Genomic DNA, 21,630 nt, shown 5'->3' with positions numbered 1-21,630 from the left:
GGCCGAACCCCCGAGGGAGTCCCCTGTGCGTCTGTTCACCCACTACCGCGTCGTGGTGGGCTTGGCGATCCTCGCTCTCGCCCTGGTCATCGGGTTGAACGGGTGGGGCACCTTCTACACCGACATCAAGCCCGAGGTGTACGTCCGGCCCTGGGAGATGCTCGCCCAGTACATGTCGTCGTGGACGGCCTCGCCCTACCTCGGGTCGCCGAACTTCAACGTCGGTCTGGCGCCCGTCCTTCTGGTGCTCTCGGCGCTGCGGGGGATCGGCCTGTCGCCGGAGATCACGTTCAAGGTCTTCCACCTCGTCCTGTGGCTGATCGCCGCCTGGGGCGCCGCGCGTCTGACCCGCGTGGTCGCCCCGCGCGTCGGCCGCTGGGGCGGCCTGCTGGCCGCGGTCCTGTTCCTGGCCAACCCGTACACGATCAGCGCCGGTGCGACCCTGGCGATCGCCCTGCCGATGGCCCTGCTGCCGTGGCAGCTGCTGTGCCTGATCCACGCGCTGCGCCGCCCTCGCAGCTGGGCGTGGCCCGCCCTGTTCGGCCTGACCTTCTTCGCGATGAGTGGCATGAACGTCGCGGTCGTCCCGTTGCTGCAGCTGCTGGCCGTCATCCCGGTCGTCCTGGCCATCCGCGCGAGCGACGGTCTGCGCTGGCTCGACGCGGTCAAGGTCCTGGCGAAGTCGGCGCTGTTCGTCGTCGTGCTCTCGCTGTACTGGCTCGTCCCGGCCTTCGCCGCCCTGACCACCGGTTCGCAGATCGTCGAGGGCTCCGAGACACTGACCGGCATCGCCAAGGTCTCGTCGCTCACCGAGGTGCTGCGCGGCCTGGGCCTGTGGCCTCTCTACGGCTCCAGCTCGGCCGGACCGTGGGTGCCCGAGCACGCCGTGTACGTCGTCAGTCCGCTGATCGTCGTCCTGACGGCCCTGTGGCCGGCGCTGGGGCTGACGGCGCTGGCGTGGGCGCGCACGCGGGCCCGCGTGTTCATCACGACGGCCGTGTTCGGTGCCGCCATCGTGATGGTCGGTGTGTTCCCGACCGAGAAGGGCCCGGCGTCACCCTTCGGCCGACTGCTGGCCGAGGTGCTCCAGGTGCCCGCCCTGTCGGCGTTCCGCACGACGAACAAGATCGGCGCCGTGCTGGTCGTGGCGATGACCATCGCGTTGGTCGTGACCCTGATGCATCTCCTGCCCCGGGTCTGGCGCTGGGCGCCCGCCCGGGCCGTCGTCGTCGTGGTGGTCGCCAGTGTCTTCGCGGCGTGGTCGCTGCCGGCGCTCTCCGGTCGCCTCTACATCTCGCCCATCGACATCCCCGACTACTGGAGCCAGGCCGCGACTGCTGTCGACGAGAGCACCCAGCCGGGTTCCGTGCTCGTGCTCCCGGGCCAGGTCCGGCCGTTCTACCGGTGGACCGAGGAACGACCCGACGACGTCATCAACGCCCTGTTCGACCGGCGGGCCGTGCTGCCCGAGACCACCCCCAACGCCTCGCCGGCGGGCGTGAACTTCCTCGCCGCGCTGGACGGCTCGGTGCAGTCGGGCACGGCGCCGGGCGCCGTCGTCTCCACCATGGCGCGCTACCTGGGCGCCGGTCAGGTGCTGCTGCGCAACGACGTCGTGTGGGAGAACACCGGTGGAGCCCGCCCGGCGGAGATGAACCAGCGGATCTCGACCGACCCGGGCCTGTTCGGCCGTCAGAACTTCGGCGTGCCCGGCCAGAACACGTTGTCCCCGGCGATGGAGGACCCCTTCTTCCACGGCGAGCACCTGCTGCCGCCGGTCCAGGTGTACGACGTCGGCAACGCCCGCGAGCCGCTGCGGGCCGTACCCCTGGACGGACAGGTCGTCGTGGCCGGCGACGGCTTCGCCTTCCCGGCGCTGACCGATGCCGGCCTGCTCGACACGTCCCCGCTCGTGCGGTACGCCCAGAACCTCTCGACGGACGAATTCACCCGGACCCTGGACACCGCCGGGCGGCTGGTGCTGACCGACACGAACGCTCGCCGCAGTGTCATCTCCAACCGGCTGACCGTCGGGCAGGGGCCGCTGCTGCGCGAGGACCAGGATCCCGGTGCCACCCGTACGCTCGGCACCGACCCGACGGACCAGACCGTGCGGGTCGACTCGGTCGTGAAGGTCTCGACCTCGCGGTCGGGCGGCACGTTCTTCGACCTGCCGTTCGGCACGGGCGACTTCGCCGTCGACGGCGACCTGACCACCGGCTGGCGCTTCGGTGACTTCGGCACCGCCGTGGGCCAGCGTCTCGTCGCCACCTTCGACGAGCCGGTCGAGCTCGACGAGGTGCCGATCGCCCAGCTGCCCATCGGTGACGTCGAGATCGACGAGGTGACGGTGTCGGCCGGCGGACGCAGCGACACGATCACCCTTCCCGAGTCCGGGTTGGCGACGGCGCGACTCGGGGGAGTGCGGGCCGACAAGGTGACCGTCTCGATCGACTCCACGCGCGGCGAGGGCTACAACTTCGTCGGGATCGCCGAGATCGGCCTGGGACGCCAGGCGCATGTCGCCGCCCGCACCCCGCTGACCTTCTCGAAGGTGTACGAGGAGCTGGACGAGGCCAACCGCGAGCGCTTCTCGCGCACGCCTCTGGACGTCCTGCTGACGCGGGTCCAGAACACGACGTCCACCAGCGACGACTCCGAGCGGGCCCTGAACCGGATCGTCACCCTCCCGGACCGACGCACCTTCGAGACCAGCGCGAACGTGCGCGTCGCCGGCCCGGTCGAGGTCATGTACGACCGGGTCGAGGGACGCGGCACGGACGTCGAGTCCGAGTCCAGCGGCTTCTACTTCGACAACCCCGCCAACCGCGCCTCGCGCGCCGCCGACGGGGACGAGGACACCGGGTGGGTGCCCGGAGGCACGACGCGCGGCGCCTGGTGGGAGATCCGCGGCGACGAGCGCGAGATCGACCAGGTGCGGATCGTCCAGCGGGCCGCCGACATCGAGGAGGGCCAGTCGCGCCACCGCGCGACGCGCGTGACGATCAGCGTCGACGGTGAGGACGTCGGCGAGTCCGAGATCGGACTGGGCGAGACGACCATCGACCTCGACGAGCCGGTCCGCGGCTCCGCGGTCCGCGTCACGATCGACGGGATCACCGGGGACCCGACGGGTGTTCCCTCGACCTTCACCGAGATCGACACCGGCGTCGCCATGGACGAGGCGGACGACGACGACCACTGCCTGCCGGTCGCTCTCGCGGACGGGACCGGGCTGGAGATGCGTCCGGCCACGGGACTGCTGGCGCGCGCCGACCAGCAGGGCACGCGGTGGGTCGGCTGCGAGCGCACCCGGCTGGGCTCGGGCGAGCACACGATCGACGCCAATCCGGCGTTCATCCTGGACTCCCTGCGCCTGACCGACACCCGTGCGTCGCTCGAACGCTTCGGATCGCCGATCATCTCGGAGGTCACCCGCGACGGTGACACCCGCATGACCCTCGACGTCGAGGTCGCCGACGGCCCCTACGCCGTCGTCACGGGCCAGAGCCACAACCCCGACTGGCGGGCGACGGCCGACGGCGAGGACCTCGGAGCGCCCGTGACTCTCGACGGGTTCTCCTCCGGATGGATCATCGAGGACGGCGCCGCCGCCACGATCGACATCCGTTACGCCCCGCAGCGCTGGTCCAACGTCGCCCTGGGTGCCAGCGGCCTCGGGCTGCTCGCCGCGTTCGCCCTGGTGATCGGCGCCCTGGTGCGCCGACGGTTGTTCGCGCTGCCCGAGGGACCGGCCGGTCCCACCGGCCTGCGTCCGGCCTGGGCCCGAGGACCGGTGTTGGCGGTCGTGGGCGTGGCCGGAGCCGGGCTGCTGCTCGGCTGGGGCGGTCTGGCCGGTGCCGTCGCGGTGGCCCTCCTGATGTGGCTGCGTCCCGTGGACCCGCGTCGCCTCGTGTACACGGGTGCTGCGCTCACCTTCGTCTCCGTCCTGGCGCTGCTGGTCGTCCAGTGGCGACGCGGCGCCCTCGGCGAGCTGTCCGCCGACATCATCTCGGCCAGCCTGGTGCCCCACCATGTCGCGGCCGCCGGGCTCGTGGTGGCTGTCGCCGGGAGCCTGATCCTGCTCGCCCGGAGGAACGACGATGACTGAGCCCCTGGTGTCGGTGATCGTGCCGACCCGCAACAACCGCCGCACGATCGAGGCGTGCCTGCGCTCGGTCAAGGCCCAGGACCACCCGCACGTCGAGTTGATCGTGGTCGACAACCACAGCACCGACGGCACCGACGAGATCGCCCGCGCTCTCGCCGACGTGGTGATCACGGGTGGTCCCGAGCGCAGCGCCCAGCGCAATCGCGGCATCCGCGCCGCCGAGGGCGTGTGGATCCTGTGGCTCGACAGCGACATGTACCTGCCGCCCGACGCGGTCAGCGCCGCCGTGCGCACGGCGGCGACGACCGGTGCCACGGGTGTCGCTCTGCCCGAGCGCACGATCGGACAGGGGTTCTGGACGGCGTGCCGTGCGCTCGAGCGCGAGTGCTACCTCGACGCGCCGTGGCTGCACAACCCGCGGCTGCTGCGCCGGTCCGACATGGTGGCCGACGGCTTCCACGAGTCGATGTCCGGGCCCGAGGACGCCGACCTGCGCTTCCGGATCCGCCAGGCCGGCGGCACGGTCGAGCTGGCGCCCGTCATCGTCGACCACGACGAGGGCCGGCTGACCCTGCGCGACATCTGGCAGAAGCGCTATTACTACGGCCTGAGCCTGCCCACCCTCGTCGAGCAGCACGACGGCGCGATGGCCGACCAGGGCGCGGGGGTGCTGCGGGCGTACGCCCGGAACTGGCGCCGGCTGCTCGGGCGGCCCGGGCACGCGCTCGGCATGGCCGGCATGCGCGCGATGGAGGCCGCGGGCTATCTGTGGGGGGCTCGCGCGGGGCGCCGTCAGGTGCAGGTGTGAGGATCGTGGAGTGACGCGAGAACTGCTGTGGGTGTCCCTGCCCGACCAGCGGCCGCGCCGCGAGCTCTTCTACATGTCGCTCATGGGTGACACGCAGGTCACGGCGCTCGCCCGCGACGAGCCGGTCGGCGATCTGACCTGGGTGCCCAGCACCTACCGGCGCCCGATCAAGCGCTTCATCGAGGCCGGCGCGCTGGCCTGGGTCAACGAGCTGCGCGACCAGGACCCGGCCGAGTTCGACTGGGTGGCCTCGCTCGAGCTGTGCTCGCTCGTGACGGGTCAGGCGTCCCGGTGGCGGCGCCGCGCCACCGGCCGTCGGCCGCTGCAGGCCGTCGTCACGTGGGAGAACCTCGCGCGTCAGCCCATCTACAAGGTGCCGCCGTACCGCCAGGCGCTGGAGTCGTGTCGTGACGCCGAGCTGCTGCTCTGCATGGTCGACGCGGCGCGCGACCACCTGCTCGCGAACCGCTTCGACGACGCGGTCATCCGGGTCGTCAAGCCCGGGGTCGACACGGCGATCTTCACGCCCGCGCCGGCGCCCGTCGAGCGGCCCGTCGTCGCCTTCGTCAGCCCGCTGGCCGAGAACAAGGGCATCGACCGGCTCCTCGAGGCGATGACGCTGGTGCGCCGGCAGGTTCCCGAGGCCGAGCTGGTCGTCGCGGGGCGTGGCCCGCTCGAGCCGCTCGTGCGCGCGGCGGCCGACGACCCGACGAGCGGCGTGACGCTGGTCGGAGGGCTCGATGCCGCCGGCGTCGCCGATCTGCTGCGGGGTGCCGCGGTGTTCACGACCGCGCCGCGCCCCACCTGGAAGTGGGAGGAGCAGTTCGGGCTCGCCTACGTCGAGGCGCAGGCGTGCGGGCTGCCCGTCGTCACGACGCGCTGCGGCAGCAACCACGAGGCCCTGGCGCCGGGCAACGACCTGCTCGACGTCGAGGGAGCCGACCAGGTCGAGGCGCTCGCGGCGCACCTCGTCGCATGGCTGACCGACCCGCAGCGTCGGGCCCGGCAGGGAGCCGTGAACCGCGCCTGGGTCACCGAGCACCACGACCTGCGGACGCAGTGCCTGCGGATGGGCGACGCGTTCACCGAGATGGAACGGCTGCACGGGGTGCGCCGGTGAGGCGGTTCGCGACGCCGACCGCTGTCGGTGGACTCGTCGGCCTGCTGGCCGGCGTCGTGATCCTGGGTCCGGCGCTGTTGCCAGGGCTCCAGCTGAACTACGACCTCGTGTTCGTCCCCGACCTCGGGTTCGGCGAGCGCACGCTCGGCGTCGACGGCGCGGTGCCGCGCGCGGTGCCCAACGACCTCGTGGTCGCCGCCCTGTCGACGGTTCTCCCGGGCTGGCTGGTGCAGAAGATCCTGCTGCTCACGGTGTTCGTCGCCGCGGGTGCCGGGGCCGGCGCGCTGCTGCCCGGGCGCGGGGCCGCCGTGGCCGGCGCCCTCGTCGCGTGCTGGAACCCGTGGGTGGCCGAACGGCTGGCGATCGGGCACTGGGGCTATCTGCTCGGGTACGCGGCACTGTTCTGGGTGATCCGCACCGCGGGTCGCGCCCGTCGCGGCGAGGGTGGGGCCGGGGCCCTGGGCATCGTGATGGCGCTGGCCGGCCTGTCGGGCTCGACGGGCGCGGTGCTGGCCGTGGTCACCGCGACGGCGGTGCTGCTGGCCGGTTCGGCGTGGCCGCGCGCCTGGCGTGTGTGGGGTTGGGCGATGCTCGTGTCCGTGCTGGTGGCGGCGTCGTGGTGGTTCCCGTACCTGCGCTCCGAGGCCTCGTCCGCGGCGGACTCCGCCGGCGTGGACGCCTTCGCCGCCCGGGCCGACACGCCGTGGGGGATGGTCGGCTCGGTGCTGACCGGCGGTGGCATCTGGAACCAGGCCAGTTGGTTCGCCGAGCGGCAGAACCTCGTGTTGTCCGGGGTGGCGCTGGTCGGTGTGCTGGCTGCTGTCGTCGCCGCGTGGTCCGATGCCCGGGTGCGCTCGCGTCCCGAGTACCTGGGAGCCGCGGTCGCCGGCGTCCTCGGTCTCGTCGGCGCGATCCTCGCCGGGTTGCCCGGGGGCCGTGAGCTCGTGTCGTTCCTCGTGCTCCAGGTGCCCGGTGGGGGCCTGGTGCGCGATGGGCAGAAGTTCGCGGCGCTGTGGATGGTCGCGGTCTCCCTCGCGGTCGGGCTGTCCGTGGCGCGGCTGGGTGCCGCTGTCGCGCGCCGCCACGCGGGCCGCCTGTTCACCGGAGCCGTGGCCGTGGCCTGCGGGCTGGTGACCGTCGTGACGCTTCCGGGGTTGGCCTTCGGCGCGAACGGCCGGTGGGGCTCGGTCGACTACCCGGTCGACTTCACCTTCGTGGCCGAGCGTCTCGAGGAGGCCGAGCCCGGTGCCGTCGCCGTGCTGCCGTGGACGCAGTACCGGCGCTACGACTGGAACGACGACCGCGTCGTGCTGGATCCCTGGCAACGCCTGCTCAGCCGCGACGTGCGCGTGAACGACGCGTTGCCGCTCAAGGACACGTGGGTGGCCGGCGAGGATCCTCGGGCCGCCGAGGTCACCCGTGCGCTGGGCGCGCCGGACGGCGACGTGCTCGCGGCGCTGCGAGCGGCCGGGGTCCGCCACGTCCTGATCCAGACGGACCAGCCCGGCCCGACCCTCAACGAGCTGCAGCTGGCGGGTGCGGAGCTGCGCGTGCGCACCGAGAACCTGCAGTGGTGGGATCTGGGCGACGAAGGACTGGCCGACGTGCCGAGCGCCGCACCGGCGGACCACGCCGGGCTCGTGCTCGCGGGGGTCGGGCTGGTCCTGGCTGTCGGGGGCGCGCTGGCGGGTGCCGTGCGCCGTCGCCGCGCCTAGCAGACACCGTATTGGCAACCGAGATGAGTGCGGGACAGGGCACTGAAGCCCTGCTAGGCTGCTGAGCAGTATCGCCACGACTACGGAAAATTGGGGCACATGAGCGAGAGCTTGGTTATGATCATCGGCGGAACCATCGCGGGCAGCGTCCTCGGCGTTCTCGCGGTCACCGGTCTCGTCGCGAGCCAGACCGCCGTCAAGCAGGATCAGACGCACTCCTCCGTCATCGCGTACGACGAGTCCTGATCGAACCGGGGTGAGACACCCCACCACCGACGAACCCGGCGCGACGCCAGACGTCGCCCAGCGGGTCAGAATCGCCGCCAGCACTTTGCTGGTGGCGATTCTTCCGTGGGTCGTCGCGCCCGGGCGGATCCAGCCCGACACCAAGCTCGATCTCACGGTCGCCCCGTGGGACTACCTCTCCCGCGCCCTGTACGCGTGGAACTCGCACGCCGGCCTCGGTGAGCTGCAGAACCAGGCCTACGGCTATCTCTTCCCCCTCGGCCCCGTCATGGGCCTGTCCGAGGCGGCCGGGCTCCCCGACTGGGCCGCGCAGCGGATCTGGTGGAGCCTGCTGCTGGTCGTGGGGTTCCTCGGCACGCATCTGGTCGCCCGCCGCATCGTCGGGCTCAGCACCGATCTGGCGCTGGTCGCGGCGGCGCTCTACACGCTGGCCCCGCGGGTCGTCACGGTCCTTCCCGAGATCTCGATCGAGGCCTGGCCCGGTGCCGTGGCCCCGTGGCTCGTCCTCGTGGCGTGGACGATGGTCCGACCGGGGACGACCACCCGCCAGCTGGTGCGCGCCGCGGCCTGGACCGGACTGCTCACGTTCGCCCTCGGCGGCGTCAACGCCACGGCGTCGGCCGTCGTCCTGGCGATGCCCCTCCTGGTGATCCTCACCGCGCCGCGGGCCGCGCGGCGCGGCCGGGCCCTGCTGGCGTGGGGGACCGGCGTGGTGGTGGGCGCGGCCTGGTGGCTCGTGCCGCTGCTGGTGCTGGGCCGGTACGGCTATCCCTTCCTGGACTTCATCGAGACCGCCCGGATCACCACGGCCGTCACGTCGGTCCCGAACATCCTGCGCGGGGCCGACCACTGGATCGCCTACATCCTGGATGCCGAGTCGCACCCCGTCTGGCAGTCCGGCTGGGTCCAGGCGCAGGGTCTGGTGGCGATCGTCAGCGGCATGGTCGTGGCGGGTGCCGGCGTGGCCGGGCTCCTGTTGCTCGGTCGCGATCGTGAGCGCAGCCATGCCGTGCGCTTCCTCGTGGGCTCCGCCCTCGTCGGCGTCGTGGCGATGGCGATCGGTCATGCCGGTGCGCTGGGTTCGCCGGTCGCCGGGCCCGTGCGCGACTTCCTCGACGGAGTCGGCGCCGCCCTGCGCAACGTCCACAAGGCCGATCCGCTGGTGCGCCTGCCTCTCGCTCTCGGTGTCGGCGTGCTGGTGGCACGCGGTCTCGGACGGTCGCGTCGCCTCCCGCGGGCGGTCACCGTGGCCGTGGTGGTCGCCGCGATGGTCTCGCCGACGGCCCTGTGGTCGGGGCGCGGTGGGGACGCCAACTCCTACGCCGAGATCCCGGCCGCCTGGTCGCAGGCCGCCGAGGAGATCGACGCGCTCGCCGAGCAGGACGGCGGATCCACCCTCGTCCTCCCGGCGGCACGCACGGCCGAGTTCACCTGGGGCAAGACGTCGGACGAGCCGCTCGTGGCCTTGGCGGATTCGCCGATCATCGTCCGCGCCTCGGCGCCGCTGGGACATCCCGGAGCGACCCGGCTGTTGGACCGGATCGACGAAGCGGTGTCCTCGGGCACCGCCCGGCCGGGTCTGGCCCAGGTGCTGGCCCGCATGGGTGTCACGCGCGTCGTCGTCCGGCACGGCGTCCTGCCGCTCGTCCAGGCGGTATCGGCCGACCGGGTCGAGCAGACGCTCGCCGCCTCGCCCGGCTTCACGCAGCAGGGTCGCTTCGGCGACCTGTCCGTCTGGACGGTCGACGGCGCGTCCGGTGACCTCGTCGAGGCGGTCCACGCCGACGCCGGGGTGCGCGTCGCCGGTGGTCCTGAGGCTCTCGTCGACCTCACCGCCCACGGCCTGCCACCGGGCACGTGGACCACGATCGAGCCCGGTGCCGCGGACCCCGACGTCGTCACCGACTCCGTGCGGTGGCGTCAGTTCAACAGCGGCCGGCCGGCACAGCTGGCCCACGGCCCGACCCTCACGGCCGAGGACGACGCGCCGACCGTCATCGGGGCTCGCGACCTGCCACCGGCGGGCGACCCCGCCACGCAGCCGGTCCGAGAGTGGGTCGGCCTGCGGGACGTCCATGCCAGCAGCAGCGGGGCGGACCCGTTCGCGTCATCGTGGTCGGGCACCCGAACCGGTCCTGCCGCTGCGCTCGACGGCGACTCCGGCACCGCTTGGCTCACCGACGAGGAGACGGCCGGGCTTCTCACCCTGACGCTCCCGGGCCCGACCCGGCTGGGCACGGTCACGGTGCGGGCCGCGGAGACCACCCCGGCTGTCGACGCCGTCACGCTGGTCGCCCACCGGCCGGACGGCACGTCGCGCCGCGTTCGCGTCACGCTCGACGGGGGGAGTGGCTCAGCGGATCTGGGCGCCGAGCGGTTCGACCGGCTCGACGTGGTCCTGCCGACGTCGCCGCGACCGGTCGTCCGCGGCATCGCCGAGGTCAGCAGCGACGCGCACGCGTGGGGTTCGCGCATCGCCGTGCCGGGCACGGTGGACCTGGCCGACACCAGCGTGGTGCTCAGCCCGCTGGACGAGGACGCGGCCGCTCCACGCTGGGCGATCCGATCCACCGGCGCCGCTTCGGTCCCGGTCTCGGTGACTGCCCGCGCGCGGCGAGGGTCCGCGCTGGAGACCCTGCTGGACGCGCCCACCGTGTTCACCTCGGAAGACCGCACGGGGGACGATCCCGCTCACCGCCCCGGAGCCGCGTTCGACGGCGACCCCGCGACCTCCTGGCGCGTGCCGGCCGACCGTGACGCCGCCGAGGTGGAGGTCCAGTTGCCGGAAGGGACGTCGTTCGGACGCCTCGAGTCGACCGGCACCGGACTCGCGGCCATCCGGGCGTCAGCCGGCGGCCGCGTGTCGACGCTCCCGGCCACCGGAGGGTCGATCGAGCGCTCGGGGGACCGGATCACCCTCACCTTCGTCCGCGCGCCGGGCGAGGGGGAGTGGGCGGTTCCGGAGGTGGACTTCTCGGCGATCGAGCCGTCGGAGTCCCTCGAGGTGCCCTGCTCACCGATCTCGGTGGGGGACTCCGTCCTGAGATTCGGCGGCACCGTCGATCGCGCGGACGTCGCCGCCGGCGCTCCAGTGGAGCTGTCGCCGTGCGGCCCGTCCCGGGCCCGGGTCGACGCCGGTGTCGTGGATGTGCGCGCCGACCTGCCGGCCCCGTTCGAGGTCGAGCGCATCGTCCTGGGCACGTTCGGCCCGACGCCCGCGTCGGGCCGGACCGTCGAGTCGCGCGAGACGGCGCCCGGCCGCATCGTCGCCGAGGTCGGCCCGGGGGAGGACGCCGTCCTCCTGACCACCCAGGGCGCCAACGACGGATGGAGAGCGACAGCCGATGGTCGCGAGCTCGACCCCGTCGTCGTCGACGGCTGGCGTCAGGGATTCCGGCTTCCCGCCGCGGTCTCGGGCGAGGTCGTCATCGACTTCGCGCCCACGAACGCGCACCGCTGGGGACTCGCAATCGGCCCGGTCGCGCTCCTGCTGCTGCTCGCCGTCCTACTCGTCACGCGCCGCTCGCGGCTGCCGTGGGACCGGTGGCCCGCCCCCGCGTCGCGCCCGGACCGGCGGCTCGGATGGGCACTGTCAGGTGTCGTCGGGATCCTGTGCGGCGGTCCGGCCGGGCTGGCGGCGGCCGTCGTCGCCTGGTGTGTGCCGCGCCGGTTCCTCGTGCCTGCGGCTCTCATCGCGATGACGTTCGGTGGCGTCGCGATGGCGGCCCTCGGGGTCGTCGAGCGCACCTCGGCCGGGGCGATCCTGGGTCAGGCGGCGGGGCTGTTCACGCTCGCGCTGGTGTGTCGCGCGCCGTTCGAGCGCGCACTGCCGTCAGGATCGGACGCTCGACCAGCCACCACGATGCCGACGCCAGCGCCACGCTGAACCCGACGGTGGCGTAGAGCACCCACCAGAAGTCCGCGGCGAAGAGCGTGGCGCCGGTGAGGGCGAACAGCACCTGCAGCACCAGCACGTGCCACAGGAAGACGCCGTAGGAGATGTCGCCGAGCCACCGGGTGACGCCCGCGCGCGCGATCGCTCCGGCGGGCGTGTCCGCGGCCGGCTCCTGGACGGCCGCCGCCAGCAGGAACAGGGCGAACAGGGCGTACAGCCCCTCCTTCGCGACGGCCTGGGCGACCGTCGGCGCGGCCAGGTCTCGCGGGCCGGCCACGGGGGAGGAGGCCACGACGAACGTCACGACCGCCAACAGGACGAGCGTGGGCCGCGAGGACCAGACGGCCACGAGGGCGGGCCGGGTGACCAGCGGACCGAGGCCACGGCGGCGGGCCTCGGTCAACAGGGCGACGACCACGCCGACGCCGAACCAGGCGAGGTGGCCCAGGACGCTCGTGGCCAGGATCCCGGCGCCACCGTCGGAGCCGGCGCGGGTCCATGCGGTGGCGGCCGCCTGGACGACCAACCCGAGCAGGCCGATGGCGATCGTCGCGGTGAGCAGCGACCGGATCCCCCGCGCGCCACCCCGGCGCGACAGGACGCGCGCCAGGACCGCACCCAGGACCGGGACCAGCACGTAGAAGGTGACCTCGGTCGTCAGGCTCCAGGTCTGGGTGAACGACTGGTAGTACTCGCCGGTGTAGCCCTGCAGCAGCAGGACGTGGGCCAGCACCCGCTCGCCACCGCCGAGACCGCCCGCCGAGGGGATCAGTGCCGCCGCAGCGAGCACGCCGACGAGGGCGAGCCAGTAGGCGGGCAGGATGCGTGCGGCCCGGTGGGCGGCGTACACACCGGTCGAGCTGCGGGGGGTCTGCGCGCCGTCGAGACCTCGGCTGATCGCGGGCCGGAGCAGCAGGAACGCCGAGATCGCGAAGAACACCGCGACCCCGGCGTCGCCGCGCGCCACGAGTCCTCCGACGAGGTCGATCTGGGAGGCGCCGCTCCAGAACCCGACGTGCGAGGCCAGCACGAGTCCGGCCGCGACGGCACGCAGTCCGTCCACGAGGCGCAGGTGACCCATGAAGCCTCCGGGTTCAGTGAGAATCGGGTAGGTTGTCGTCGCATTGCGCCCGTTCGGGCGCCGCATCACGTCTGGAGGCTAGTACGGATGACACAGCAGTCCCATCTGGTGTCACCCGAACCGGTCACGGCCGACGTCCGCCGGCCCGTGTTGAGGGCCCGCGCGCCGTTGCGCATCTCGTTCGCCGGAGGCGGCACGGACGTCGCGCCGTTCCCCGAGCGCGAGGGCGGCGCCGTCCTGTCGGCCACCATCTCGGCCTACTCCTACTGCACCCTGCGCCCGCGCTCGGACGGCCAGGTCACGATCAAGTCCCTCGACTACGGCTACTCGGTCGGCTTCAACGTCGAGGACGACCTCGAGCTCGACGGACAGCTCGACCTGCCGAAGGCCACGATCGCGCGGCTGCGGCAGTACCCCGGCGCCCAGGCGGCCACGGGCTTCGACCTGTTCATCCACACCAACGCCCCGCCCGGTTCCGGCCTCGGTTCGTCGAGCGCGGTCATGGTGGCCGTCATCGGGGTCGTGGCCCAGCACCTGGGACTGGACCTCACCGAGTACGAGGTCGCCGAGCTGGCGTACCGGCTCGAGCGCGAGGACCTGCAGATCCCCGGTGGCGCCCAGGACCAGTACGCCGCGTCGTTCGGCGGCTTCAACTACATCGAGTTCGCCGACCAGGTCGTCGTCAACCCGCTGCGCATCCGCGATGCGACGATCCACGAGCTCGAGCACAACATGCTGCTGGCCTACACGGGCAACACCCGGGTCAGCGACCACATCATCGACGACCAGGTCTCGCGGTACGAGCGCGGTGAGGAAACGGCACTCGAGGGCCTACGCGCCCAAAAGGAGCTCGCCGCCGAGATGAAACTGGCGCTCGTCCGCGGCGAGGTCGACACGCTCGGGCGCCTGCTGGGCCAGGCCTGGGACGAGAAGCGCAAGATGTCGGACCGCATCGCGACGCCGCTCATCGACGAGGCCATCACCAAGGCCCTGTCGCTGGGCGCGCTCGGCGGCAAGGTCACCGGCGCCGGTGGTGGCGGCCACCTGGTCTTCATCTGCGAGTTCGAGCGTCGTCACGTCGTGGCCGAGGAGCTGACCCGGATGGGGTTGGGTGTCTCGGAGTTCACGTTCTCGAGGGAAGGGCTGGTCACGTGGAGGGGACAGAGTTGACGTTCGAGCACCCGGTGCACGCCGTGTCCGATGACGCGATCGAGCAGGTCGTCGCCCAACGCCAGACGCTCGGCATCGAGGCCTGGGCGTCGCTGGTCCGTGCGCTCGAGGAGCCGGCGCTCGTCGCGGCCGTCGACGCGGCCGGTCGTGCGGTCGTCGACACCCTGCGCGCGGGCGGCACCATCCTGGTCGCCGGCAACGGCGGCAGTGCCGCGATCGCCAGCCACATCGCCGCCGAGTTCGTCGGCAAGTGCATCCTCGACCGCTCGCCGCTGCCGGCGGTCTGCCTCGCGGACTCGCTGACCTCGATCACCGCCGTGGGCAACGACTACGGGTTCGACGACGTGTTCGTCCGGGGCGTCCAGTCGCTCGGGCGTCCCGGCGACCTGCTGATCGCGATGTCCACCAGCGGCCGCAGCGAGAGCATCCTGCGCGCACTCGACGCCGCGCGCGAGCGCGGCCTCGGCACCGTCGCGCTCACCGGTGCGGCCGGTGGCGACCTGCCGGGCCGGGCGGACCACGTGCTGCACGTGCCGTCGGACTTCACGCCGCGGATCCAGGAGGTCCACATGCTGTGGGCCCACGCGTGGTGCGAGGCGGTCGACGTCCTGTCGCAGCCCAACGGCTCCGCCTGACGATGTGGACCGACGAGGCGCTGCTGGGACTCGACGACACGCCGATCCCGCCTCCCTCGGGCCCCGTCCCGTGGGACCTCGTCCTGCTCGACCGTGACGGGACGCTCAACGTCCATCGCCCCGGGTACATCGCGTCCGCGGCCGAGCTGCGGTTGCGGCCCGGTGTGGCCCGCGCGGTGGCGGACCTGACGGGTGCCGGGATCCGGACGGTCCTGGTGACGAACCAGCGAGGTCTGGCCACGGGCCGGCTCACGCGCGAGCAGCTGGTGCAGGTGCACCGCGCGCTCGTGTCGCGGCTGGGCCGCGCCGGTGGGCGGCTGGACGGCATCGAGGTCTGCCCGCACGAGACCGGCACGTGCGACTGTCGCAAGCCGCTGCCCGGGATGCTGCTGCACGCGATGACGCGGGCGCCGTGGGCCCGCCCTGAACGGGTCGTGATGGTCGGCGACCAGCCCAGCGACGAGGCGGCGGCGCGGGCCGCCGGAGTCGCCTGGTTGGATGTCGGCCGGACCGGTCTGGAGCCCTCGCGGATCGCCGACGTACTCATCGGTAGGGTTTCGCACCTGACATGATCCGTGGTGCTACGCTCTCGCGAGAGGTAACTCACAAATACGATGGCAAGACCCTAGTTCGGAGGCACTTGTGCGGAAGTTCTCTCGTGGCGCCGTGGCGTTCCTGACGCTCGGAGCGTTCCTGCTCACCCTGGGCGTCGCGATGAAGGTATACGCGTACGACCGCCTGGCTGTGGTCCCCAAGGACCAGAACACCCAGCAGATCCTCAGTGACGACAACGCGAACTTCTTCGACGCCGACAACGTGGCGCCGGGTTCGGGTCCGATCACCACCATCGCGACCGTCATCGGCGATCCCGACCTGGCCAAGGAGGCCGCCGACGAGAACGACGGCGGCGACATCGCCGTGTTCACCAAGGGTCAGAGCACCGACAACAACGACCAGGCCCCGCCGGTCGACTTCCTCGAGCAGACCTTCGCGATCGACCGGTACACCGGTGCGGCCGTGCCGTGGTCCGGCGCCTCGCAGAACGGCGAGCCGATCGAGTTCGAGGGTCAGCTGATCAAGTTCCCGTTCAACACCCAGAAGAAGAGCTACGACTACTGGGACGCGACGGTCAAGGCTCCGATGAAGATGGAGTTCGAGGGCACCGAAGAGGTCGAGGGCACCGACGGCTCGATCAACACCTACCGCTTCAGCGGCTCGATCGACGAGACCGAGTTCGGCATCCGCGAGGTTCCCCGTGGCGTGTTCGGCCTGGCCGACACCGGCTCGGTCGAGGCCACCCGCACCTACGCGAACGACCGCACCATCTGGGTCGAGCCCGAGACCGGCGTCATGGTCAAGATCGAAGAGGCCCAGAAGCAGTGGCTGAAGCTCGATGAGCCCGGCGCCGACGACGTCGTCGCGATGGACACGGTCAGCGCGTCCTCGCCCGAGACGATCCAGGCCAACATCGACGAGTACGGCTCCAAGTCCACGACCCTCAAGGCCGTGCGCACCTGGCTCCCGTTCGCCATCGGCGGCCTGGGGATCCTGTCGCTGCTGGCCGGTGCTGCTCTGGCCATCCGGTTCAAGAGTCGTCACGGCGCCGACGCCGACGACGACGCGTACGCGAACGCCTGACGGACCACCGCACCGAGAACAAGAGCCGCCGTCCCCTTCGGGGGGCGGCGGCTCTCTCGTGTCCGGTTCGACCGGGTCAGGGGCGGGCGACCTGCTCGACCAGGTCGGTCAGCTCGTTGCCGGTGCGCTGCCAGTCGAAGCGGAGCGCGAACTCGCGCGCGGCGGCTCCGAGCTTGGCCCGCTCGTCCGTCTTGAGCAGCAGGTGGCGGAGCCCGTCGATGAACTCCTCGTCGGTGTCCACCAAAAGCCCGGTGTGACCGTCCTGCACCGACTCCTGCGTGCCGCCGGCGTAACGGAACGCCACGGTCGGCACGGCGTGGTAGCCGGCCTCGAGGATGGTCAGGCCCCATCCCTCCTTGATCGAGGGCATGGCCAGGACGGCGGCCCGGCTCAGCAGCGCGTGCTTCTGCTCGTCGGAGACGTGGCCGTGGAACACCACCCGGTCGCTGACGCCGCGCGCGCGTGCGTGCTCGACGAGGGGGTCCATCCAGTCGCCTCCGCCGATGACGTCGAGGCCGATGTCCTCGAACGTGTCGCGTAGGGCCGCGACGGCGTCGATCGCCAGCTCGACCCGCTTGTGGGGGACCAAGCGGCCCAGGCACGCGAGCCGTGTGCCGCGGACCGGATCGGGCTCGCCGTCGAGCACGTGCTGCGGCGCCTCGTTGCCGCTGTAGACGACCGAGACCCTCGTGGGGTCGACGCCGACGGCAGCGAGCTCGCGTCGCGAGGCCTCGGAGACGGTGACGTAGCGCTGGCGGCGGTACACGAACGGCGCGACCCGCGACTCGAGGAACCAGCCGATCGAGGAGATGGGCCGGGGGAAGAAGGTGAACCACTGCTCGCGGTGCACGTGGTGGACGACGGCCAGCACGGGCCGGGGGAAGATCAGGGGAGTCCAGAACGGCACGCCGTTCTGGACGTCGAGGACGATGTCGTAGTCCCGGCGGCGTCGCCACACGTGCCACAGGCCGCGCGGGTAGACGGTGAAGCGCCCTCCGGCGCGGGCGATCGCGAATCCGTGCCGCCGCGCGTGGGCGGCTCCACCCGGGAACGAGGAGGCGAACAGAACCACGTCGTGGCCCCGCTGGGCCATGGTCGCGGCCGTCCGCTCGGCGAACACCTCCGCGCCGCCGGCCTCGGGATGCTCCAGGTCACGCCAACTGAGGATGGCGATGCGCAATCCGCTGATAGCGTTCTCTCCTGTCCGTCCGAGGGGGTCCCGATGTCCTGTGAGGTGTGTTCCACACCGACGACGTCCGTGACCTTGCGGGACGGGCGTTCGGTGCTCGGGACCTGTCCGAAATGCTCTCACATCGAGCGGGATCCCAAGGCGGCTCCGGCACATCATCGCGACGTCGCCTACGGCGGCGATCCGGGGCTCGACCGTGTGCGGCTGGCCCTGACCACCCGCACGCTCGGCCGTGCGGCGCCGTTGGCGCCCGGATCGCGGGTGTTCGAGATCGGTTTCGGCGCCGGAGCCATGCTGCGCGGCTTCCTCGACCGCGGCCATCGCGTCGCCGGCTGCGACCCCGACCAGCTCCACGTCGAGGTCGACCCGCAGGTGCTCGCGCGCGCCGAGCTGCACGCCTGCGGCATCGAGGAGGTCCCGGCGTCCACCGAGCCCGCCGACCTGGTCTACGGGGTCCACGTCGTCGAGCACGTCCAGGACGTCCACGCCCTGTCGGCCGCCGCGCACCGGTTGCTCCGACCCGGCGGCCGGGTCCTGTTCCTCACGCCGGCGGCCGACAGCTCGTCGCTGCGGTCGTTCTCGGACGCCTGGTGGCTGCTGGAGGACCCCACCCACGTGCGGTTCTTCTCGGCAGAGTCCATCACGCGGCTGTTGCGCGATGCCGGCTTCGTCGACGTGCGCGTCACGCGTTCGCTCACCGACAACCTGACGATGGAGGGGGCCAGCCTCGTCCGCCGGCTGCGCCCGCAGGATCGCCCCGCCGGCGTGCTGGCCTCGCGCCGGGTCCGCTGGCTGGCGATGGCGCTGGCGCCGGCCGCCGCGCTGCTGCGACTGCTCCGTCCGCGCTGGCGGCCCACGCTCGTCGTGACCGCGACCAGGGGCGCGTCGTGAACCCTGACGGACTCGCGCGCTCGGTCCGGCTGTTCCGTTCCTTCCTGGTCGAGCAGACCGACCCCGACCACTTCTACGGCACGCTCGCGCGCGACTCGGCCGACCTGGTCGAGCAGCAGATGCCGCTCGACGGCAAGCTCGTGATCGACGTCGGCGCCGGCCCGGTGCAATTCGCGCAGGAGTTCCGCGGCCGGGGCGCCCGGTACGTCGCGGTCGACCTCGACCCGGAGGTCTCCGCGCTGGCCGACGGTGGTGTCGCCGCCGATGCCGCGCTGCTGCCCTTCGCGACCGGCTCGGCCGACCTGGTGTTCTCGTCCAACCTGCTCGAGCACGTCCGCGATCCCGAGGTCGTCGCCGCCGAGCTGGTCCGGGTCGCCCGGCCCGGGGGACTGGTCTTCTTGTCGTACACGAACTGGTGGTCGCCCTGGGGCGGTCACGAGACGTCGCCGTGGCACTGGCTGGGTGGCCGGCGGGCCATCGAGCGGTACACCCGTCGCGAGGGCCACCCGCCCAAGAACCGCGTCGGCGAGACCCTGTTCAAGATCTCGGTCGCGTGGGGGATGCGGTGGTCCGGCCGCCGCGACGACGTGCGCGTCCTCGCCGCCCGCCCGCGCTACCTGCCGCGCTGGGCCGCTCCGCTCGTGCGGGTGCCCGTCGTGCGCGAGGTGCTCTCGTGGAACCTGCTGCTGCTGTTGCGCCGCGAAGACGCCAAGTCCTCCCGATCGGCGCGAACACCGAGGTAGGGTGTGACGTGAGTCCTACTCGCCAGTAGACATTGGCGGACTCAGACGAAGGGATGCACTGATGCGCGCGTTGGTGGCCGGCGGCGCCGGTTTCGTCGGATCGCACCTGGTGGAGCGGCTCGTCGCGATGGGACACGACGTGGTCGTGGTCGACGACTTCAGCACGGGACGGCGCGAGAACCTCGCCGCCGTGGCGCACGAGGTCACGATCCTCGAGGTGAACATCACCGACGCCTCCGCGATGGAAGCGATCGAAGGTCCCTTCGACCAGGTCTTCAACCTCGCCTCTCCCGCCTCCCCGGTCGACTACCACCGGTTGCCGATCCACACCCTGATGACGGGCTCGACGGGCGTCAAGCACACCCTCGACCTGGCCCACGCCCACGGCGCGCGCTACCTGCTGGCCTCCACCTCGGAGGTCTACGGCGACCCGCAGGTGCACCCGCAGCCCGAGACCTACCTGGGGCACGTCAACCCGGTCGGTCCGCGGTCGGTCTACGACGAGGCCAAGCGCTTCGGTGAGGCGATGACCGCGGCGTACCGCCGCGAGTTCGGCGTCGACACCAAGATCGTGCGCATCTTCAACACCTTCGGCCCGCGGATGCGGGTCGAGGACGGCCGCGCCATCCCGAACTTCGTGCACCAGGCCCTGATGGGACGCGAGATCACGGTCGCCGGCGACGGCCACCAGACCCGCTCCATCTGTTACGTCGACGACCTCGTGTCCGGACTCGTCGCGATGATGGAGTCCGGCGCCAGCGGCCCGGTCAACCTCGGCAACCCCGAAGAGATCTCGATGCTCGACCTGGCCACGTGGATCCGCGACCTGGCCGAGTCCGACTCGCAGATCGTCCACGTACCGCGCCCGATCGACGACCCCCAGATCCGCCGTCCCGACATCACCCTCGCCGCCGAGCTGCTCGGCTGGTCCCCGTCGACCACCGCCGAGATCGGTCTGAAGGCCACCATCGAGGACTTCCGCAATCGTCGTTAGGGTGACGCCATGGACGCTGCGGACCGCCTGATCTCCTTCGTCGACGCGTCACCGACGCCCTTCCATGCCTGCGCGACGGCAGCCGAACGGCTGCGGTCGGCGGGCTTCAGCGAGGTGGACCCGCGGGACCCCTGGCCGACCGAGGCCGGGCGTCACTTCATCGTCACCGGGGGCACGCTCGTCGCCTGGTCGGTCGGCCCCGACGCGCCGGCCGCGGCGGGGTTCCGCATCGTCGGGGCCCACACCGACAGTCCGAACCTGCGGCTGAAGCAGCATCACGACGGTTGGCGCAGCGAGCAGGCGACGGTCGCGCTGGAGCCGTACGGCGGCCCGTTGCTGGAGTCGTGGCTCGACCTCGACCTGGGGATCGCGGGCCGGGTCGTCCTGCGCGACGGCACCACCCGCCTGGTCCGGATCGACGAGCCGTTGCTGCGCGTGCCGCGCCTGGCCATCCACCTGGACCGCGACGGCTCCAAGGTCGACCGGCAGCGGCACCTCGACGCCATCAGCGGGTTGACGCCGCAGCCCTTCCTCGAGGTGGTGGGGGAGCGCGCGGGATTCGCCGCGTCGGACGTCACCGGGTTCGACCTCATGACCTTCGACCTGCGGCCCGCCGCGCGCACCGGGGCCGCCGGCGAGCTCGTCGCGGCGCCGCGGCTCGACAACCAGGCGACCTGCTCCGCGGCGGTCGACGCCTTGCTCGGCGCGGTCGAGGCGGCCGACCCGGCGGCCCGGCAGGTCATGGTGCTGTTCGACCACGAGGAGGTCGGCAGCACGTCCGAGCGTGGGGCGGACTCCCCGCTGCTCTCGTCCGTGCTCGAGCGGATCGTGCTGGCGGCCGGCGGCTCGCGCGACGACGTCTTCCGGGCGGTTGCGGCCTCGGTCTGCGTCTCGGGCGACATGGCCCACGCGACGCACCCGAACCAGCCGGACAAGCACGAGCCCCTGCACCGCATCGCCCTGGGCGGCGGTCCGGTGCTCAAGGTCAACCAGAACCTGCGCTACGCCACCGATGGCGTGGGTGCCGCGCTGTTCGCCTCGGCGTGCGAGTCCGCCGGGGTGCCGCTGCAGCGCTACGTGCACCGGGCGGACCTCCCGTGTGGTTCGACGATCGGCCCCATCAGCGCCGCTCGGACCGGCATCTTGACAGTCGACGTGGGTGCCCCGCAGTTGGCGATGCACTCGGCCCGCGAGGTGATGGCGGCCGCCGACGTCGATGCGTACGGCGCCGCCCTGCGCGCGTTCCTGACCTCGGACTGAGGCACAGGCCCGCACGAAGGCGACCGTCAGCGCGTCGCGCACCTTGGTGCTGCTGCAGTACCGCACCGGTGCGAAGTGGCGCACCCTCAGGACCAGGAGTACGACGTGTGGACCGCCCTGATCCGGTTCGCCAA

At 72.2% G+C, this 21,630-nt stretch carries 16 protein-coding genes; 14 read left to right on the top strand and 2 right to left on the bottom strand.

Annotated elements, in window-relative coordinates; genetic code table 11:
* The first annotated feature begins 25 nt into the window (after positions 1-25).
* The 6 genes from H9L21_RS09090 to H9L21_RS09065 all read left to right on the top strand — a co-directional run bounded on the left by H9L21_RS09090 (position 26) and on the right by H9L21_RS09065 (position 11,886).
* Complete coding sequence (locus H9L21_RS09090) at positions 26-4,111, top strand: alpha-(1->3)-arabinofuranosyltransferase domain-containing protein (protein WP_154594796.1); 4,086 nt, start codon at positions 26-28, stop codon at positions 4,109-4,111.
* Positions 4,104-4,919, top strand: coding sequence for a glycosyltransferase family 2 protein (locus H9L21_RS09085; RefSeq protein WP_154594797.1), 816 nt, complete (start codon positions 4,104-4,106; stop codon positions 4,917-4,919). The genes H9L21_RS09090 and H9L21_RS09085 overlap by 8 nt, the downstream gene beginning before the upstream one ends.
* 10 nt (positions 4,920-4,929) lie before the next feature.
* Complete coding sequence (locus tag H9L21_RS09080; protein ID WP_222865751.1) at positions 4,930-6,039, top strand: glycosyltransferase; 1,110 nt, start codon at positions 4,930-4,932, stop codon at positions 6,037-6,039.
* Entirely contained in the window at positions 6,036-7,754 is a 1,719-nt protein-coding gene (locus H9L21_RS09075) for an MmpA family trehalose lipid delivery protein (RefSeq protein ID WP_154594798.1), read from the top strand. The genes H9L21_RS09080 and H9L21_RS09075 overlap by 4 nt, the downstream gene beginning before the upstream one ends.
* A 99-nt stretch (positions 7,755-7,853) precedes the next feature.
* A complete protein-coding gene (locus H9L21_RS09070; RefSeq protein WP_154594799.1) occupies positions 7,854-8,000 on the top strand; it encodes a hypothetical protein in 147 nt (48 codons plus the stop codon).
* Between the two features lie 91 nt (positions 8,001-8,091).
* Positions 8,092-11,886, top strand: coding sequence for an alpha-(1->3)-arabinofuranosyltransferase domain-containing protein (locus H9L21_RS09065; protein ID WP_187411399.1), 3,795 nt, complete (start codon positions 8,092-8,094; stop codon positions 11,884-11,886).
* Here H9L21_RS09065 and H9L21_RS09060 read toward each other — a convergent pair.
* The gene (locus H9L21_RS09060; protein WP_187411398.1) at positions 11,786-12,976 is read right to left on the bottom strand and encodes an acyltransferase family protein; all 1,191 of its coding nucleotides are present in this window, start codon (positions 12,974-12,976) and stop codon (positions 11,786-11,788) included. The genes H9L21_RS09065 and H9L21_RS09060 overlap by 101 nt on opposite strands.
* An 87-nt stretch (positions 12,977-13,063) precedes the next feature.
* Between H9L21_RS09060 and H9L21_RS09055 the strand changes: the two genes are divergently transcribed.
* The 4 genes from H9L21_RS09055 (at position 13,064) to pgfA (ending at position 16,419) form a co-directional block, all read left to right on the top strand.
* The gene (locus tag H9L21_RS09055; RefSeq protein ID WP_154594802.1) at positions 13,064-14,146 is read left to right on the top strand and encodes a GHMP family kinase ATP-binding protein; all 1,083 of its coding nucleotides are present in this window, start codon (positions 13,064-13,066) and stop codon (positions 14,144-14,146) included.
* Complete coding sequence (locus H9L21_RS09050; protein WP_187411397.1) at positions 14,128-14,781, top strand: D-sedoheptulose-7-phosphate isomerase; 654 nt, start codon at positions 14,128-14,130, stop codon at positions 14,779-14,781. The genes H9L21_RS09055 and H9L21_RS09050 overlap by 19 nt, the downstream gene beginning before the upstream one ends.
* 2 nt (positions 14,782-14,783) lie before the next feature.
* Complete coding sequence (locus tag H9L21_RS09045; protein WP_154594803.1) at positions 14,784-15,353, top strand: D-glycero-alpha-D-manno-heptose-1,7-bisphosphate 7-phosphatase; 570 nt, start codon at positions 14,784-14,786, stop codon at positions 15,351-15,353.
* 94 nt (positions 15,354-15,447) lie between these two features.
* Positions 15,448-16,419 carry a cell envelope lipid trafficking protein PgfA gene (gene pgfA, locus H9L21_RS09040; protein ID WP_154594804.1) on the top strand — a complete coding sequence of 324 codons (972 nt, stop codon included), beginning with the start codon at positions 15,448-15,450 and terminating at the stop codon, positions 16,417-16,419.
* A gap of 76 nt (positions 16,420-16,495) precedes the next feature.
* Here pgfA and H9L21_RS09035 read toward each other — a convergent pair whose 3' ends face one another.
* Positions 16,496-17,599 (bottom strand): glycosyltransferase family 4 protein, encoded by a 1,104-nt coding sequence (locus tag H9L21_RS09035; protein ID WP_154594805.1) that lies wholly within the window; start codon positions 17,597-17,599, stop codon positions 16,496-16,498.
* 207 nt (positions 17,600-17,806) lie between these two features.
* Here H9L21_RS09035 and H9L21_RS09030 point away from each other — a divergent pair, with 207 nt between their 5' ends.
* From H9L21_RS09030 to H9L21_RS09015, 4 genes are all read left to right on the top strand, one after another.
* On the top strand, positions 17,807-18,499 hold the full coding sequence (locus tag H9L21_RS09030; protein WP_222865750.1) for a class I SAM-dependent methyltransferase: 693 nt from the start codon (positions 17,807-17,809) through the stop codon (positions 18,497-18,499).
* A complete protein-coding gene (locus tag H9L21_RS09025) occupies positions 18,496-19,242 on the top strand; it encodes a class I SAM-dependent methyltransferase (RefSeq protein ID WP_187411396.1) in 747 nt (248 codons plus the stop codon). Before H9L21_RS09030 ends, H9L21_RS09025 begins: the two co-directional genes overlap by 4 nt.
* A gap of 61 nt (positions 19,243-19,303) precedes the next feature.
* Entirely contained in the window at positions 19,304-20,236 is a 933-nt protein-coding gene (locus H9L21_RS09020) for an NAD-dependent epimerase/dehydratase family protein (RefSeq protein ID WP_154594807.1), read from the top strand.
* Between the two features lie 9 nt (positions 20,237-20,245).
* Positions 20,246-21,496 (top strand): M18 family aminopeptidase, encoded by a 1,251-nt coding sequence (locus H9L21_RS09015; protein ID WP_154594808.1) that lies wholly within the window; start codon positions 20,246-20,248, stop codon positions 21,494-21,496.
* Positions 21,497-21,630 lie beyond the last annotated feature (134 nt).

This window comes from Aeromicrobium senzhongii, from assembly GCF_014334735.1.
In the GTDB taxonomy this organism is placed as follows: Bacteria; Actinomycetota; Actinomycetes; order Propionibacteriales; family Nocardioidaceae; genus Aeromicrobium; species Aeromicrobium senzhongii.
The sequence above is the reverse complement of the archived record's forward strand: the minus strand, read 5'-3'. Positions and strand labels throughout refer to the sequence as shown.

Coding starts and splice junctions, on each gene's coding strand:
- H9L21_RS09015 (WP_154594808.1), top strand. CDS start 20,246: ATGGACGCTGCGGACCGCCTGATCTCCTTCGTCGACGCGTCACCGACG.
- H9L21_RS09055 (WP_154594802.1), top strand. CDS start 13,064: ATGACACAGCAGTCCCATCTGGTGTCACCCGAACCGGTCACGGCCGAC.
- H9L21_RS09045 (WP_154594803.1), top strand. CDS start 14,784: ATGTGGACCGACGAGGCGCTGCTGGGACTCGACGACACGCCGATCCCG.
- H9L21_RS09070 (WP_154594799.1), top strand. CDS start 7,854: ATGAGCGAGAGCTTGGTTATGATCATCGGCGGAACCATCGCGGGCAGC.
- H9L21_RS09060 (WP_187411398.1), bottom strand. CDS start 12,976: ATGGGTCACCTGCGCCTCGTGGACGGACTGCGTGCCGTCGCGGCCGGA.
- H9L21_RS09020 (WP_154594807.1), top strand. CDS start 19,304: ATGCGCGCGTTGGTGGCCGGCGGCGCCGGTTTCGTCGGATCGCACCTG.
- H9L21_RS09085 (WP_154594797.1), top strand. CDS start 4,104: ATGACTGAGCCCCTGGTGTCGGTGATCGTGCCGACCCGCAACAACCGC.